At 39.7% G+C, this 13,166-nt stretch carries 21 protein-coding genes; 6 read left to right on the top strand and 15 right to left on the bottom strand.

All coding sequences use genetic code 11. From position 1 onward, the window contains the following. The first annotated feature begins 24 nt into the window (after nucleotides 1-24). The 4 genes from ACQRBN_RS09010 to ACQRBN_RS08995 are packed head-to-tail and all read left to right on the top strand — an operon-like array spanning nucleotide 25 to nucleotide 1,599. A complete protein-coding gene (locus ACQRBN_RS09010) occupies nucleotides 25-537 on the top strand; it encodes an AbrB/MazE/SpoVT family DNA-binding domain-containing protein (RefSeq protein WP_320813692.1) in 513 nt (170 codons plus the stop codon). 17 nt (nucleotides 538-554) lie between these two features. Next, complete coding sequence (locus tag ACQRBN_RS09005) at nucleotides 555-806, top strand: hypothetical protein (protein ID WP_320813691.1); 252 nt, start codon at nucleotides 555-557, stop codon at nucleotides 804-806. Then, on the top strand, nucleotides 797-1,333 hold the full coding sequence (locus ACQRBN_RS09000) for a hypothetical protein (protein ID WP_320813690.1): 537 nt from the start codon (nucleotides 797-799) through the stop codon (nucleotides 1,331-1,333). Before ACQRBN_RS09005 ends, ACQRBN_RS09000 begins: the two co-directional genes overlap by 10 nt. Then, nucleotides 1,330-1,599 (top strand): hypothetical protein, encoded by a 270-nt coding sequence (locus tag ACQRBN_RS08995; RefSeq protein WP_320813689.1) that lies wholly within the window; start codon nucleotides 1,330-1,332, stop codon nucleotides 1,597-1,599. Before ACQRBN_RS09000 ends, ACQRBN_RS08995 begins: the two co-directional genes overlap by 4 nt. 198 nt (nucleotides 1,600-1,797) lie before the next feature. On the opposite strand, the gene ACQRBN_RS08990 is transcribed toward ACQRBN_RS08995, so the two are convergent. Genes ACQRBN_RS08990 through ACQRBN_RS08980 form a run of 3 tightly spaced genes read right to left on the bottom strand, consistent with a single transcriptional unit; the run spans nucleotide 1,798 to nucleotide 5,103 of the window. Continuing rightward, on the bottom strand, nucleotides 1,798-2,484 hold the full coding sequence (locus tag ACQRBN_RS08990) for an HXXEE domain-containing protein (protein WP_320813688.1): 687 nt from the start codon (nucleotides 2,482-2,484) through the stop codon (nucleotides 1,798-1,800). Between the two features lie 48 nt (nucleotides 2,485-2,532). Further along, nucleotides 2,533-4,383: a CocE/NonD family hydrolase gene (locus ACQRBN_RS08985; protein ID WP_320813687.1), complete on the bottom strand. Its 1,851-nt coding sequence runs from the start codon at nucleotides 4,381-4,383 to the stop codon at nucleotides 2,533-2,535. After that, nucleotides 4,384-5,103 (bottom strand): HXXEE domain-containing protein, encoded by a 720-nt coding sequence (locus tag ACQRBN_RS08980; RefSeq protein ID WP_320813686.1) that lies wholly within the window; start codon nucleotides 5,101-5,103, stop codon nucleotides 4,384-4,386. Nucleotides 5,104-5,228: 125 nt separating this feature from the next. Here ACQRBN_RS08980 and ACQRBN_RS08975 point away from each other — a divergent pair, with 125 nt between their 5' ends. Continuing rightward, nucleotides 5,229-5,792 carry a TetR/AcrR family transcriptional regulator gene (locus ACQRBN_RS08975; protein WP_427738644.1) on the top strand — a complete coding sequence of 188 codons (564 nt, stop codon included), beginning with the start codon at nucleotides 5,229-5,231 and terminating at the stop codon, nucleotides 5,790-5,792. 177 nt (nucleotides 5,793-5,969) lie between these two features. On the opposite strand, the gene ACQRBN_RS08970 is transcribed toward ACQRBN_RS08975, so the two are convergent. The 3 genes from ACQRBN_RS08970 to ACQRBN_RS08960 are packed head-to-tail and all read right to left on the bottom strand — an operon-like array spanning nucleotide 5,970 to nucleotide 8,130. Next, nucleotides 5,970-6,518 (bottom strand): GNAT family N-acetyltransferase, encoded by a 549-nt coding sequence (locus ACQRBN_RS08970; RefSeq protein WP_320813684.1) that lies wholly within the window; start codon nucleotides 6,516-6,518, stop codon nucleotides 5,970-5,972. 15 nt (nucleotides 6,519-6,533) lie between these two features. Beyond that, entirely contained in the window at nucleotides 6,534-6,848 is a 315-nt protein-coding gene (locus ACQRBN_RS08965) for a hypothetical protein (RefSeq protein ID WP_427738642.1), read from the bottom strand. 13 nt (nucleotides 6,849-6,861) lie between these two features. Beyond that, the gene (locus tag ACQRBN_RS08960; RefSeq protein ID WP_427738672.1) at nucleotides 6,862-8,130 is read right to left on the bottom strand and encodes a DNA polymerase Y family protein; all 1,269 of its coding nucleotides are present in this window, start codon (nucleotides 8,128-8,130) and stop codon (nucleotides 6,862-6,864) included. 429 nt (nucleotides 8,131-8,559) lie between these two features. On the opposite strand from ACQRBN_RS08960, the gene ACQRBN_RS08955 reads away from it, so the two are divergent. Then, nucleotides 8,560-9,459 carry a DUF5688 family protein gene (locus tag ACQRBN_RS08955; RefSeq protein ID WP_347375395.1) on the top strand — a complete coding sequence of 300 codons (900 nt, stop codon included), beginning with the start codon at nucleotides 8,560-8,562 and terminating at the stop codon, nucleotides 9,457-9,459. A gap of 55 nt (nucleotides 9,460-9,514) precedes the next feature. Here the strand turns inward: ACQRBN_RS08955 and ACQRBN_RS08950 are convergent, their stop codons facing one another. The 9 genes from ACQRBN_RS08950 to ACQRBN_RS08910 all read right to left on the bottom strand — a co-directional run bounded on the left by ACQRBN_RS08950 (nucleotide 9,515) and on the right by ACQRBN_RS08910 (nucleotide 13,081). After that, nucleotides 9,515-10,102, bottom strand: a complete 588-nt coding sequence (locus ACQRBN_RS08950) for an SOS response-associated peptidase (RefSeq protein ID WP_235251282.1) — start codon at nucleotides 10,100-10,102, stop codon at nucleotides 9,515-9,517. A gap of 66 nt (nucleotides 10,103-10,168) precedes the next feature. Continuing rightward, complete coding sequence (locus ACQRBN_RS08945) at nucleotides 10,169-10,510, bottom strand: type II toxin-antitoxin system RelE/ParE family toxin (protein ID WP_235251281.1); 342 nt, start codon at nucleotides 10,508-10,510, stop codon at nucleotides 10,169-10,171. Between the two features lie 9 nt (nucleotides 10,511-10,519). Beyond that, the gene (locus tag ACQRBN_RS08940; RefSeq protein ID WP_235251279.1) at nucleotides 10,520-10,723 is read right to left on the bottom strand and encodes a hypothetical protein; all 204 of its coding nucleotides are present in this window, start codon (nucleotides 10,721-10,723) and stop codon (nucleotides 10,520-10,522) included. A 43-nt stretch (nucleotides 10,724-10,766) separates the two neighbouring features. Next, nucleotides 10,767-11,216 (bottom strand): hypothetical protein, encoded by a 450-nt coding sequence (locus ACQRBN_RS08935; RefSeq protein ID WP_235251278.1) that lies wholly within the window; start codon nucleotides 11,214-11,216, stop codon nucleotides 10,767-10,769. Beyond that, entirely contained in the window at nucleotides 11,203-11,526 is a 324-nt protein-coding gene (locus ACQRBN_RS08930) for a hypothetical protein (RefSeq protein WP_235251277.1), read from the bottom strand. The genes ACQRBN_RS08935 and ACQRBN_RS08930 overlap by 14 nt, the downstream gene beginning before the upstream one ends. A 12-nt stretch (nucleotides 11,527-11,538) precedes the next feature. Further along, complete coding sequence (locus ACQRBN_RS08925) at nucleotides 11,539-11,760, bottom strand: DUF5348 domain-containing protein (protein WP_154322120.1); 222 nt, start codon at nucleotides 11,758-11,760, stop codon at nucleotides 11,539-11,541. Between the two features lie 49 nt (nucleotides 11,761-11,809). Then, nucleotides 11,810-12,019, bottom strand: coding sequence for a hypothetical protein (locus ACQRBN_RS08920; RefSeq protein ID WP_331472910.1), 210 nt, complete (start codon nucleotides 12,017-12,019; stop codon nucleotides 11,810-11,812). Nucleotides 12,020-12,034: 15 nt separating this feature from the next. Next, a complete protein-coding gene (locus tag ACQRBN_RS08915; RefSeq protein WP_331472909.1) occupies nucleotides 12,035-12,469 on the bottom strand; it encodes a recombinase family protein in 435 nt (144 codons plus the stop codon). Between the two features lie 222 nt (nucleotides 12,470-12,691). Continuing rightward, the gene (locus tag ACQRBN_RS08910; RefSeq protein ID WP_235250839.1) at nucleotides 12,692-13,081 is read right to left on the bottom strand and encodes a winged helix-turn-helix domain-containing protein; all 390 of its coding nucleotides are present in this window, start codon (nucleotides 13,079-13,081) and stop codon (nucleotides 12,692-12,694) included. Nucleotides 13,082-13,166: the final 85 nt, after the last annotated feature.

Here is a 13,166-nt window from a genome sequence, read left to right as displayed (position 1 = left end):
TCTTTTAGAAAGAAAGGTGAACATATGAAATACTCAGATATCTGCACCATAGATTCGCAGGGACGTATTGTTATTCCTGCGAAATTGCGCAGACTTTTAAAACTTGAGAATGGGAATCCCCTGGAAGTAGAATTATCCAATCAGGAAATCCGAATTCGAAAATGCAGAGAACCTCATCAGGATACCATAAAGCTCCAGAGTATTCTTTCCATTCTTTATAGTTCAATCAAACACGGAGCCTTTATCTGCACAGCCCAGTATGTCATTGCAACAACAGGGATATATCTTCCAGAAGGCACTTCCCTTCCGGAAAGACTGGAGCCTTATATCGCCTCTGGAAATGAGGTGGTTCTGGATATAAGTCAGCCTCTTTATATGCTTTCCCATCACAGGGAACCCGTAGCGGCACTGTTTCCAATCCGCAATGACAAGGAACTGCCTCTCGCTCTGGCTGTCTTATCCAAAACACCACTTAATGAGATGGAAATGGGATGTGCAAGGTTAGTGGCAAAAACACTAGAGAAAGAATTTTGTTAAAAAGGAGTGTGATCACCATGAAAAGAACAAATATCAGACCGATAAGCAACATTGATAAAAAGGCAATTACCGTGACTGGAACCTTATTCCTGCCGCTTCGAATCGGGGAACGTGCATGGATTTCTACTCAGACACATACTTTCATGACAACTGCTGTGGAACGTATTCTGGAAGTTTCCAGAAACAACATTGTTTTCGAAACCCGTAACACCCAATATAACCTGAAATATGAAAACATACCGAATGAAACTGAGGTGATGTGTGCTTGACTACTTATGAACTGGGAAGCAGCCTGGAAAAGCTGCTTTCCAAACTAAAGCAGAACCGTGAGAATGTCCCTTTGGATATCCTGAAGACCTATTATAAAGTTCCTTACGAGGAATTAATTGCACAGGTAACTCAGACAGCCACTGCCTTTGTCAAATCAATTGTAGCCGGTCAGTTACTGATCAATCCTGACGTGTCAATGGACGAGCAGATAGATGTAGTCAATCAGACGATTCAGGATTCAGGAATGATCAAACAAATCAGCCACTGTATGTCACAGACCTATGATGTGACTCTTATACATCTGATGGCTTTAGAACTACGGGAAAAAGTAGAGGCAGCCTTATATCCCTATATTGCCAGGAAAAACTGTCTCGTGGCAGATCTTGACGATATCGAAAAGGAACCAATTATCTACAATACACTCACGAAACAAGTATATGAAAATGACCACTGGATAGACCGGGAGTTGGACCTAAAAGGTAAGCTCCTGGTTTACCCCAAAACAGAAGAAAGGGATGCATTATGAAAGTTTATGTATTATGCAGTTATGGGGATTCGCTCAATGATCCGTCCATATCCACTGACTATCAGGAAATATATGAGAAAATGGAAAAAAGTTATAAGATGGTTCTTGAAGACGTTTATCAAACCGAGGAAGAAAAAGAATATACTTATATTTCAGGATACAGTGCCCGTGCTGTTATTCACGGTGACTGGTTGGAGTGGTCCATTACCGAGCTTGATCTTACGGTAGCACCCCAATATGATATCCGAAAAATACAGCAAGCTTAGAATTGTAATATTCTGTATCAAATTACTACGAGCCGCCCATCTGGACGGCTCATATATTTTAAATAAAATCACGATCACAAATAGAAAATAAATATCTCTTACAAACAAAATAAAAGCAGTATCCAAAGACGATGTTTCTAAATATACAAACAAGAATCTGTCGGGCTCTTTGCAGAACCATCACATTTGTAACCATTCTTACTTCTTCCCTCGATTGATAATCTCACCACTATCATCTATCCACTGTTCATACCATCCGGCATTGTCATACACATAAGGAGTATCTTCATTTTTCAGAAGACTTTCCGGCATTGTAATTAAAAGCATACTTAATACCACAAGAACTGTTACACCTCCAATCACATCCCACTTTTTAACATGAGTCTTTACAAAATACACAGTATATGAGATGGCAAGAGGAAGCCAACAAATAAGAGCAGTAAGCATTCCCGGACCATAAAACGGAGAGTAAATGCCGTTTTCCAACAGCATTGTTCGGGAAGAAGTTGCTCCCAACAAATGAATGATTACTTCTGCATACCCGAATAACATCACAGCAAAACTCATTTTTCTCTCATACTTGTTCGTCTGTACAAGAATAAACCAAATCAATGCCCCACCAAAGTTGGTAATCATGTCTGTAAGTTCATTCATGGGATACCGATCTCGCAAAATAGCATCCGAAGAAAGATTGTAATAATAATGGAATCCGCCTGGAATGACCCACTCTTCCCAGACATGGAATACAAGAACAATGACAGTAAAAGCCGCCAGCTTTCTGAGTATATTCCAATCTTTCCAATGTACGATTAACTGTACTGTCAATATAATGCCCATGATCAGCATACAATACAGCCATCCTTTTTCAACAAACCAAAGCCACATAAGCAAAACTCCTTAATAAGTAAAATACATCCGATAAGAAATGTTTTATCAGTTTTCAGGGATAATCGGCACATACAGGAAACTATCGTACTTTCCCCCGGTGTATATGCGGTGCCTGCCTTTATTATGGTCTTTCGGCATATTGGCGGTGTCTACCTTTGAACCGGCGAACATCTCCGAGCCTCCAATCGTATACATTTCAGGTTTATCATCCGGAAAATAAGTGTATCCCTCTTTCGGAATCGTTATTTTTGCCATTTTCAGCTTGAATGGTCCTGTCCACATTTTCTGTGTCTTATATGGAGAAACAGTAATACGCAAAATATCCCCCTTTTTGAATTTCAATCCCATTGGCCATATCAGTATATCCACAGGGACGATTTCGCCACTTTTCAGCTTTTGTTCCTGTTTCATGGACTGTCTTGGATTTTCCTCTGTACTCTTTTCTTGGTCGAGTTCACGCAGAGAGACACGAATATAACCTTTTGCCGATGTATCCATGCCCGGACCTAAGGAGTATTTATATTTCAGTCCGTTCGGACGGCGTTTTTCCAGCATTACGCACAAATCCATATCATCATGGTCAAGAGCAGAAACCCACAGCCGCAGCTTCATATAACCGGTAAGCTCTGTGTCTTCCGACATCTTCATACTAAAGCTGACACCACTTCTTTTACGGTCTGAATTATACCCTACATAACTTTCTAATGAAACCGGACATTCTCTTAGAGCATTTTCTCCGGCGTCAAGGTACAGCCTCTTATATCTGGTACGGGGAATAGGAAAATCTTCCTCCTCACGGTCAACAATGTCCTTACCACCGGGATTGAGAACGCTGACACGTACTTTCGGAGTGTTCTCCCAGCCATTATCTTCACCTTTCAGATAACGGTCAAAAAAGTATCGCAGTTCTTCGGTATGCCCTTTGTGATAATAATCATCCCATTCACCTGTATTGTGGATGCGCAGCCATTTATCTTTTGAAGAAATCCGGCGGTAGCCCTCCAGTGTTCCGTAGGTGTGGATAGGATTGGTATAGCTGGCTACAATGTAGGCCGGTATATCAATTGCTTCCAGATCAGCTTCTTTGTCCTCCCACCAACTGCATATTGTGGGCTGCTTATTCATCATGGCAATAACATCTTCAATACCACCGTTTTCCGTAGAAGCAAAGGAGTCAGACAGCATCTTGACAAACTCCGGCATCATCACACCTCCACGTGTGGCAATCTCCCGATAGCAGTCAGATAAACCTTCCCATGGAGCAATCGCTGCAAGGTGCTTCGGCTTTTGTGCGGCAACAAACCACTGGGAAATAGCAAGCCATGAATTTCCGCTCATACCGATTTTCCCATTGCACCACTGCCTACTTGCCGCCCACTCAATAATATCCGCGCCATCCCTGCCATAGTCACTACCAAAAAAGAGGATAATGCCTTCTGAATTGTACGCTCCACGCACATCAGGATTAATGATTGCATAACCGTGATTACACCAATAAGCAGGATCAGGACCTTCAAACTTTTGCAGACCCGATGTAGCATCCATAGGAATGCCGGCATGATTCGGTGTATCGTCCAGCCATTGGGAACCGATTTCTTTTCCATATGGACTCATAGCCATAATAGCCGGATGTGGTTCATCATCATTCGGACGGAAAATATCCGTATAAATTGTTACACCATCCCGCAAGGTTATTGGTACATCTCGTTCTAAAATAATGTCACAAGGCAGAGGCATATATCCTTTCAAGCGAATTGTCCCCTTTTTCAGAAGAAGAGTTTCCTGCTTGAAGCCTGTATAGCGAGCACAGGGAGAATCCACCGGCAATGCACCTCGTACTGCTACAGTCATTTCTTTTCCATTTTTATCTTGTAAAATCATCGTATTGTTCTTCATTTACTGTTCCTCCGCTTCCGGTACAAAATATTCGTATCCATTGTCCTGTTCGTATTGTTCTCCATACTTCTCATAGTAACCACGATCGGTAAATTCGTAAGGAGTGTTTTCACTGCTGAGTATCGCTTCAGGCAGATTGATTAACAAAAATCCAAGTGCCCCCGTTGCAACAATCGCAATAATCCATTGTGTAAGCTTTGGCCGATTCTCTTTTTTCTTAAACAGATGAATGGCAAGGCCAATACAGACAGGAAGGAAACCAAACAGCGAAGTAATAAGCCCTGGCGAATAAATGGTACTCATTCCATATTTGCTAAAAATCTGCATATCCTGGATTCCAATACCGATGTGCATCACCACTTCCATCGCAGAGAATAGCATGATTGCAATTCCTGCAGGCTTTTTAAATCCCCATACCCTGAGTACAACACAGCCAATGACAACTGCACCGAAGTTGGTAATCATATCGGTCAATCGGTTCATCGGATATTTGCTTAGAAGCAAAGAACCGTGATTGATGTTATAGGAATAGTGCAGTCCTCCCGGTAATACCCATTCCTCAATTACGTGCAATATCAGTACAATGACCGCCAATGTACAGAGAATATTGAGTATCGACCAGGTTTTCCTGTTTTTATAAATCAGATAGCTTAATATAACACCAATCGCTCCCATCACATACAGCCATATAGATAACCACCCTTGTATAATTGCTTCCATACCCGTCGCTCCTTTTTAATTTTATTTACGATACAATTGTAGCGGAAATAAATCTGTGATACAATTGTTTCAAACCAAGTGCTACACACAACCCAAAACTTGTAGCGAAAAAGCGGAGGAAGCATATGTATCATATCAGTAAAGATAAGCGAGCCGTTCAATCATCCGAACTTATTTATAAAGGACTGTTGGAATGTATAAAGAAAAAACCTTTTGACCAGATCACGGTGAGTGATTTGCAAAAGGTTTCCGGAGTAGCGAGAACAACGTTCTATCGGGCATTTGACAATATTTCCGATGTGCTGTATTGGAAATGCGATACTTGTTTTTATGAAGTTTTAGGAAGCTATCACCCGAAGCTGTTTCAGGGAGAACTTGATCTTGCCAGACACTATTTTGACTATTGGGTAAATCATAGTGACATATTAGAACTGTTGATGCAAATAGGCAGACAGGACATTATCTATGCCTGTCATATGAAAAATGCTGATATTTTGCAACAGCGCTTTGGAGAACTTCCTGGAATTAATATGAAACACGGCAATTATTTTATTGCTATCCGTACCGGATTTACCATCAGTATACTAACCGTCTGGCTCAAAGGCGGAAGAAAAGAAAGTGCTGATGAATTGGTGCAGATCATTGAAGAACAACTCAGTATATTGACAAAAAGTATAACAAAAAGCTAATGATACTTTTTCTTAACTTTTTTATACCTTTTTCCAAATCAATTTCTAAAAATGAATGTAATTTTTCTTATGCCTTGGTGATTACTTCTTGAACAATATTGCTCCAAAGCACTTCATCTCTATATTGAACTCGAATCAAATCTACAGTATACAAGTCGCCTATCCGGACGGCTCTTTTTATTTGTACCTGATATAGTAATCCTCAAAAGAAATATTACATTCATCTTTCGCTGTAACAAACTGATATGTTTTAACCAACGTCTTCCTTTCTTCAGCATCCTTTTGAATTTTCATGAGCAACGATGAAACCTGAAAATCATCATAAGCATGTTCAATTAGGATACTCATAAGTTCGTTTAACACTTCCTGTCTTTCGTAGTCAGATTTTAAATCTATTCTCAAAATCCCCATACGTTTCCCATCTACTGCATATTTTAAAGAAGGACAAATCTCTATTGTTCCTATCAGATAATTGGTTTCTTTGTCAAGGATGCTCCAGCGTACAAAATCCTGTACTTCATACCGCTCCAGCCAGAATTCTACACATTCTTTGAATTTTTCCAAATCTGTATAATAAAAATCATCCCCACAGCAATCTCCATTGAAAAATCTTGCCGCATCCGAATCTGAATAGCAGGAAAATAATGCCTCTGCATCTTCTCGCTTAAGTTTTCTTATAATAAAATGCTCTGTTTCATACACAGGGCAATCTATAAATGGATTCATCTTTTGTACTCCTTTCTATTCCGGGAATATCATATCCCACGTATTATTTTCCGGATGGTAACATAGGATAAAGTTCTGCATCCGATTATTCACAACTGCTCTGCAGTCATATCGATACATCAGAATACCCGCATAATGCTTCTTATCAGATTTTAGCACTTCAATATCTTTCAGTAAATGCCTGGCTCCCTCAGTATCCTCATATTTTATCATTCTGGGGATCATTTTACCGGTGCTGGTAAACCAGCAGTCTGCTGCAACCTTATGTGGCACTCCCCGAATTGCTTGCTCCTGAAGCTTTTCCTCTTCCATACCGATTGAAAATCCCATCAAATGACACCTCCTATTCTACCTTTACTTTCTTATAATCAACTGTACGTTTTTCCCGACTGATACCACCTGACATGTGATCAATCCTGCTTCCTACAAATACTGCCCGTTTTAAAGAATCCCTGCCATAACGCATCCGAATCTTATCTACAGTTGCATCCATATGCTCCAGCTTTTCATAATCCGTTGTATCAAACATATCAAGCTGCCGCATATCCATATGATCCTTAATCCTGCTGGTATGAATGCCCAGATGCCGGATTGCTTTCCCATTCCAAAGAGAATCAAAGAGCTGACATGCACAACGATGGATTTCTATCGTAATGTTGGTTGCATTATTCAATGTCATCTGATGGCTTGCATACTGAAGATCAAATGTTTTGATTCCGACGGCGATTACCTCTGCACGGACGCCTGCCGCCCGCAGTCTGGTTCCAACTGTCTCTGCCAAAGCAAGGAGAACCAGCTTGGCTGTAGATACATCTGTAACATCAAAAGCAATGGTGGTGCTGTTTCCATATCCTTTATTTGCTGGAGCTTCTGACTGAACCACAGAAACATCCATCCCGTTCGCAAATGCCCAAATCACCTCTCCATGCTTTTTCAAATGACTTTTCAGCATAATCGGATCAGACTGTGCCAGCTCACCAATCGTATGGATTCCCATATGAAACAATTTCTTTGCAGTAGCTCGCCCAACGAAGAACAGATCCGTTACCGGTAGCGACCACATTTTCATTTCAATCTCATGCTTCCATAAGGTATGGACTCGGTCAGGCTTTTGGAAATCACTTGCCATTTTCGCCAGCAGTTTATTCTCCGATATCCCGACATTCACCGTAAATCCTAATTCTTCCCTGATTTGATTCCGAATACGGTTGGCTGCAGTGACCGGTTCTCCCCACAAACTTTCGGTGCCGGTCATATCAACAAATGCCTCATCCACGCTATATTGCTCAACATCCGGAGAGTATTGCCGAAGGATCTCCATAAAAGCAGCGGAACATCTTTCATACAAACTATAATTCGGAGGAACCAATTTAAGCTGCGGACACTTTTGAAGTGCCTCCACAATACTCTCGCCGGTTTTGATATTATATTTCTTTGCCGGGATTGATTTTGCCAGGATAATTCCATGCCTCATGGCCATATCACCTCCGACAGCAGCTACTTCATCCCGCAGATCTACTTTTCCTCCTAAATGATAGAGGCGGTAAACAGCCTCCCAGGAAAGGAAGGCTGAATTCACATCAATATGAAAAATCACTTTATCCAAACTTATGTTCGCCTCCTTTTAAATTATTATATCGAACTGGTATTCTTTTTACAAGAGTGAAAATATGGAATCTACACCTCATCTGATATTTTTTACAATCATTGATGTTATAAATTCCCCGTATATACAATATATAGTTTTTGATCATTTGACATCTTCTATATATAGTGTTAAAATAATTTTGTAATCATTATTTGTGTCATCCGTAATGGATATTCACACGCAGTTTAGGTTTGTATATAAGTCAGGAGGATTTCTCTGCCATCACAGAGCAGAGCCTTCTGGCTTTTTTATTTTGCAGGAATCTGCAGCATATTAGAGAATGAACGCATTTGTGTCCATTCTCTTTTTTTGCCTAAATGCAGGAAGGAGGGAAGGACAAACGAATTATTCACAAAAATGATTGCCCAATAATTTACCAGAAGGGAGATTTTTATGAATTACAACGAATTTCAAGAAACATTACTCAAAGAACTGGAAAGCAGGCTTGATTCCCATATCAGCCTGAATCCTATCACAACGACTAAGAACAATAACACCCTGAAGCATGGAATTGAATTTTCCAATGATACATCCAATATAAGCCCTGTTTTGTATCTGGACGAATGGTATGAATTCTATCTGACCGGAAAATCTCTTTCACTGATTGCAGAAGATATTGTTGAGCTGTATCACCAGGCGGCAGATGTTTCCTTTACGGACACAGAAATGCTACTCAATTATGAAAAACTTCAAGAAAAGCTCCTCTACAAATTAGTCAATTTCAAGTCAAATCAGTCGCTACTAAAAGATGTACCGCATATTCCTTATTTGGATCTGGCAATTGTCTTTTATGTACTTTTGGACTGTAAGGATAGTAGAATGGCAACGGTTCTGATTCGAAATGAACATCTAAAGACCTGGGGAAAAGATCTAAATACCATCTTCTCAGATGCAAGAAAAAACACTCCTCGTGTCTTTCCTGCTGAACTCACACCTATGTCTGATTTTCTGCAAAATGCTTTTCCTAGCTCAAATGAGTTTATAGATTCAGACAGAGATTGTGTCATGAAATCAGAATTGTTCATACTCTCTAATGCTATAAGACAACACGGTGCTATCTGTACACTGTATGATGATCTCATGAATCAAATCGGTAAAACATTACAGGATGATTTTTTTGTCATTCCCAGCAGCGTACATGAAGTTCTGTTATTAAAAGCTTCTGATACTGACTGCATGGAATTAAACGAAATCATTCGGGAAGTCAATGAAACAATGGTCATCCCAGAAGAAATTCTTTCAGATCATGCATACTTTTATTCTCGGGATCGTAAGGAACTCCTGTGTGCTTAACCAAAAATGCCATAAAATAACACCGAGCCGCCTGATTAAATTCAGACGGCTCCTTTTACATTAAAAATAAACTCTGTTGTTCATAGTCCTGCCTTCGTGCCAACTGTGGCGGCTTTTTATGCAGTGCATATTCCAAAAACGTGTCTTCATATACCCAATCTTCCAATTCGGATCTTTCCAGAATCAACGGCATCCGATGATGCACAGGACTGACCGATTCATTTGCCTGGGTAGTTAAGATAATGAAATGGTCTTCATCCTGAAAGCGATTGTAAAAACCCGCCATGAATAAGACCGGCTGATTTTCTCTCAGGAAAGTAACTTTATTCTTATCCGGATCCCATTCATAAAACTGCTTTGCCGGAATGATACAGCGTCTGTGCATCACACTATCCCGGAACGACTTTCTTTCCAGAGCTGTTTCTGCTCTTGCATTAATCAGCAGCCCTTTTTTCTGATATTGCGGAAAGCCCCATAACATTTCTTCTGCCAGAAGATGTGGTTTCCTTCCGGTGATCACAGTTGCAGACTGAGAGGGATAAATATCACCCCTGCGCTCTCTTCTCAGTTTCTCATCCACCTCCCGGACCACTTTTTCTATTTCTCTGGCTGTATCATCATCCACATAATATCGTCCACACATTCCAATCTCTCCTCGTTTCGCAAGATCACTGATAGAAAAAGACAGCACAAAATGCTGCCTTATCCTCTATGAATTTCTCTTTATCCAGCGTTTTATTATGTATTCCCAATCCATACCATCCTGAAGCACACGAAGAATTGTAACCGTTGCAGTTCTTTCATCAATAGTATAAAACAGCAAATGATTACTTTGTGGCTTCATATAGATATTGTAACCTCGATACTGAAACCCTGTCGTTTCATATCCTGTCGGAAATACTTTTAATTGCATTGCTGCTGCTTTTATCTTTTGCGAAAAGCTTTCTGCATATTCACGATATTTGAAATGCTGGAGAATATATTTCTTTTTCTCTTTCACATCACGCTTACCGCTTTCAGCAATTACAACACGGTATTTCTTATTTTCCATTTGCGTTCCTTATACTGCGTCGATTTCCTCCCAGGCTTCCTCGATGGTCTGCACTCTGCCATTTTCCATATCGTCAATCGCCTCGTCCAGCTTTGCCAGCAGAACATCCATTGCATGATCAATTGTATAAGTTGCTTCTTGAGATTTTGTAGCCTGTGCCAATGCCATAACCATCACCCTTTCTCCACGGAAAATCTTTACTATCTTTATCATACTACTATCTGATGGAAATATCCATTTCTTTTTCATTTGGGATTCATGCACAACATTCAACCCTATTCTTATTTCTTTTGTATTGTACAATGTAAAGTAATTTCATATTAGGATCACTGAACTGTCTTTTAATCCCAGTTATATAATACTGATAATCCCTGCTAAAAAATCTGCCTTGAAGCCCCACTAATTGTTCTGCAATCTTTTCTGTTTCTTCAGAAATCAACGGATAGTTTTCGTATTTACCAGTCTTCAATGATTTTTTATGAATCTTTCTAACAACTATCTCGGAGGGTTTCAGATCATAAATATCACGCATTCTTAATCCGGTTTCTGCAGCAATCCGCAGAAATAAGATGCTTCCCAAATCATGTTGCTCATACAATTTTTGTAAAGCCACCATATATTGTTCTTTGATCTCTTGATCCGATAGCGGTATTCTCTTATTCAACAGCCTGTTTCCACATGATTTTCTGTAATTATTGTAGTACATTCACATTTTCCTCCGCTCGTTTCAACGGTTTCAAAAGAGACTCTGCATTACTGATAAACTGTTCCTTTGATTGATCCGCTATATAGATTTCCCATAATTGTTTATGTATCACTCTTACAGTAATTCCATTGCACTGATTCTCTAACATCTTCAGAAATGGAAAAATCATCGTTTTTTGAATATCCTTCCCTTCAAGTACATGATGTTCCTCCTGTCCGTACACCTCATATAGACATTCCAATATAATATTCATATCTGTCACAAACTTTATCATTGGTTTTTCATACTTCCTTTTCTGCACGGCTGCCATCTGAAACTCCTTTCACATCCGGACGGTTAATCCATCAAGCCTTTTCAGCGGCAGTCCCACCAGATACCAGTCTTCATCCATTTCAATCCGGACCGGCACCCAGACATCATTAATTTTTACTTCAAAACATTCTCCACAATGCAGACCGCCATAATATGATTCCATTCCAAATCGGATATCATAACGTCCACTTTCCTTGTCATAAAAAAGATTACCTTCTCGTTTCTCGCTCATTCTATTATTCCTCCTGAAAAATTATCTTTTATACTTAGTAATAGTGACGTTAATCTGATGATTGCAAAATCTCAGGATGTTTTTCTAAATATTTTTTTCGATAGCGATAAAACGTCGTGTGGGATAATCCTAATTCTTTCCGAAGCTCTGTCGGTGTAATCTCTCCGGCAATTACTTTTGAAAATGCTGCATCAAACTTATCTTCTCCGATTGCTGCAGGTCTTCCATAATCATCCCATTCTCCTCGGAGCTTCTTCATTTCTATGCCTTCTCTCTAGCGCTTTTCTTTTTTCTCAATTTCTGCCTGTGCCATAGAAGCATAAAGTTCCAGCATCATATTATTGATGGTTTCCATCATAAGACAAGCCATGGTGTTATCCATTTTTGACATATCCATCAATGTAGTCGGCAACTCCAGAACCATTAGCCGCACGCCCATTTCCTGCAGTTGTCGAATCTGCTCCATGGTATCCTTCTTATTCCTGCCCAACCGGTCCAATTCCGTAATAATCAAAATATCTCCTGACCGCAGAACATCTTCTACCAGCACAGTGTATCTTGGTCTGTTGAAATTCTTTCCTGTCTGCTGATCCGTAAAGATATTTTTCAGCTCCATTTCGTGTTCCTTACAGAATTGCCGTATCTCCTGAATTCCTCTGTCAAGATGCTGGTCCCTAGTGCTGGTCCTGTGATAACCATATACAGCCATTTTGCACTCTCCCTTCTGCAAATGTTCCAAAATGTAGGCATTTCTTCTGGAATATTCCAAAAGGAATTATCCATACATTTCGGTACAAAATTCACGTCTCTTTTTCCATATTCCAAATTGTGTACTTTTTGAAATATGCTTAACTATTCTGTATGTAATAGGAAAGGAAAACGCAACCTCTAAGCAAAATAATATCCCTGACTCTAGGATTTAGATTTCAATTTACCCAACAAATTTGTATCCACTGTTTATCACTGTCTCTATATAACCGTTTCCAATTTTTCTTCGAATCTGGCTGATCACATTTGCCACAGCACTTCCGCAATATTCCTGATCTTCTTTCCAGACAGCTTCATAAATCTGTTCTTTTGAAATCACCCATCCAGGATGTAATGCCAGATAAGAAAGGGTCTGAAACTCTAAATGAGAAAGAGAAATAAATCTACCATTTTGGAAAATCATCTGTTTCTGAAGATGAATTTCCAACTGAGAGAAAGTAAGTATATTGGGATCATGAGTCATTGTAGCGGATTCTGCATTTGGCAATGAAACCAGAACAGTCTCTGTAATATTCCCCGACTTTCCAATCTTCCTCATTACAATCTCTATCATTTCTTTCAACACCACCACCCACTATTTCACTTCAAATCATGTGATATCCCTAAGGTTCTATTTCAACAAAAATTTAAAAAAGTTA

The organism is Bariatricus sp. SGI.154 (genome assembly GCF_050313795.1).
GTDB lineage: Bacteria > Bacillota > Clostridia > Lachnospirales > Lachnospiraceae > CAMBRQ01.
The sequence above is the reverse complement of the archived record's forward strand: the minus strand, read 5'-3'. Positions and strand labels throughout refer to the sequence as shown.

Excerpts from the sequence above, each read along its gene's own strand:
- ACQRBN_RS09010 (WP_320813692.1), top strand. The coding sequence starts at position 25 with ATGAAATACTCAGATATCTGCACCATAGATTCGCAGGGACGTATTGTT.
- ACQRBN_RS09005 (WP_320813691.1), top strand. The coding sequence starts at position 555 with ATGAAAAGAACAAATATCAGACCGATAAGCAACATTGATAAAAAGGCA.
- ACQRBN_RS08995 (WP_320813689.1), top strand. The coding sequence starts at position 1,330 with ATGAAAGTTTATGTATTATGCAGTTATGGGGATTCGCTCAATGATCCG.
- ACQRBN_RS08990 (WP_320813688.1), bottom strand. The coding sequence starts at position 2,484 with ATGTGGCTTTGGTTTGTTGAAAAAGGATGGCTGTATTGTATGCTGATC.
- ACQRBN_RS08985 (WP_320813687.1), bottom strand. The coding sequence starts at position 4,383 with ATGAAGAACAATACGATGATTTTACAAGATAAAAATGGAAAAGAAATG.
- ACQRBN_RS08980 (WP_320813686.1), bottom strand. The coding sequence starts at position 5,103 with ATGGAAGCAATTATACAAGGGTGGTTATCTATATGGCTGTATGTGATG.
- ACQRBN_RS08975 (WP_427738644.1), top strand. The coding sequence starts at position 5,229 with ATGTATCATATCAGTAAAGATAAGCGAGCCGTTCAATCATCCGAACTT.
- ACQRBN_RS08970 (WP_320813684.1), bottom strand. The coding sequence starts at position 6,518 with ATGAATCCATTTATAGATTGCCCTGTGTATGAAACAGAGCATTTTATT.
- ACQRBN_RS08965 (WP_427738642.1), bottom strand. The coding sequence starts at position 6,848 with ATGGGATTTTCAATCGGTATGGAAGAGGAAAAGCTTCAGGAGCAAGCA.
- ACQRBN_RS08955 (WP_347375395.1), top strand. The coding sequence starts at position 8,560 with ATGAATTACAACGAATTTCAAGAAACATTACTCAAAGAACTGGAAAGC.
- ACQRBN_RS08950 (WP_235251282.1), bottom strand. The coding sequence starts at position 10,102 with ATGTGTGGACGATATTATGTGGATGATGATACAGCCAGAGAAATAGAA.
- ACQRBN_RS08945 (WP_235251281.1), bottom strand. The coding sequence starts at position 10,510 with ATGGAAAATAAGAAATACCGTGTTGTAATTGCTGAAAGCGGTAAGCGT.
- ACQRBN_RS08940 (WP_235251279.1), bottom strand. The coding sequence starts at position 10,723 with ATGATAAAGATAGTAAAGATTTTCCGTGGAGAAAGGGTGATGGTTATG.
- ACQRBN_RS08935 (WP_235251278.1), bottom strand. The coding sequence starts at position 11,216 with ATGTACTACAATAATTACAGAAAATCATGTGGAAACAGGCTGTTGAAT.
- ACQRBN_RS08930 (WP_235251277.1), bottom strand. The coding sequence starts at position 11,526 with ATGGCAGCCGTGCAGAAAAGGAAGTATGAAAAACCAATGATAAAGTTT.
- ACQRBN_RS08925 (WP_154322120.1), bottom strand. The coding sequence starts at position 11,760 with ATGAGCGAGAAACGAGAAGGTAATCTTTTTTATGACAAGGAAAGTGGA.
- ACQRBN_RS08920 (WP_331472910.1), bottom strand. The coding sequence starts at position 12,019 with ATGAAGAAGCTCCGAGGAGAATGGGATGATTATGGAAGACCTGCAGCA.
- ACQRBN_RS08915 (WP_331472909.1), bottom strand. The coding sequence starts at position 12,469 with ATGGCTGTATATGGTTATCACAGGACCAGCACTAGGGACCAGCATCTT.
- ACQRBN_RS08910 (WP_235250839.1), bottom strand. The coding sequence starts at position 13,081 with ATGATAGAGATTGTAATGAGGAAGATTGGAAAGTCGGGGAATATTACA.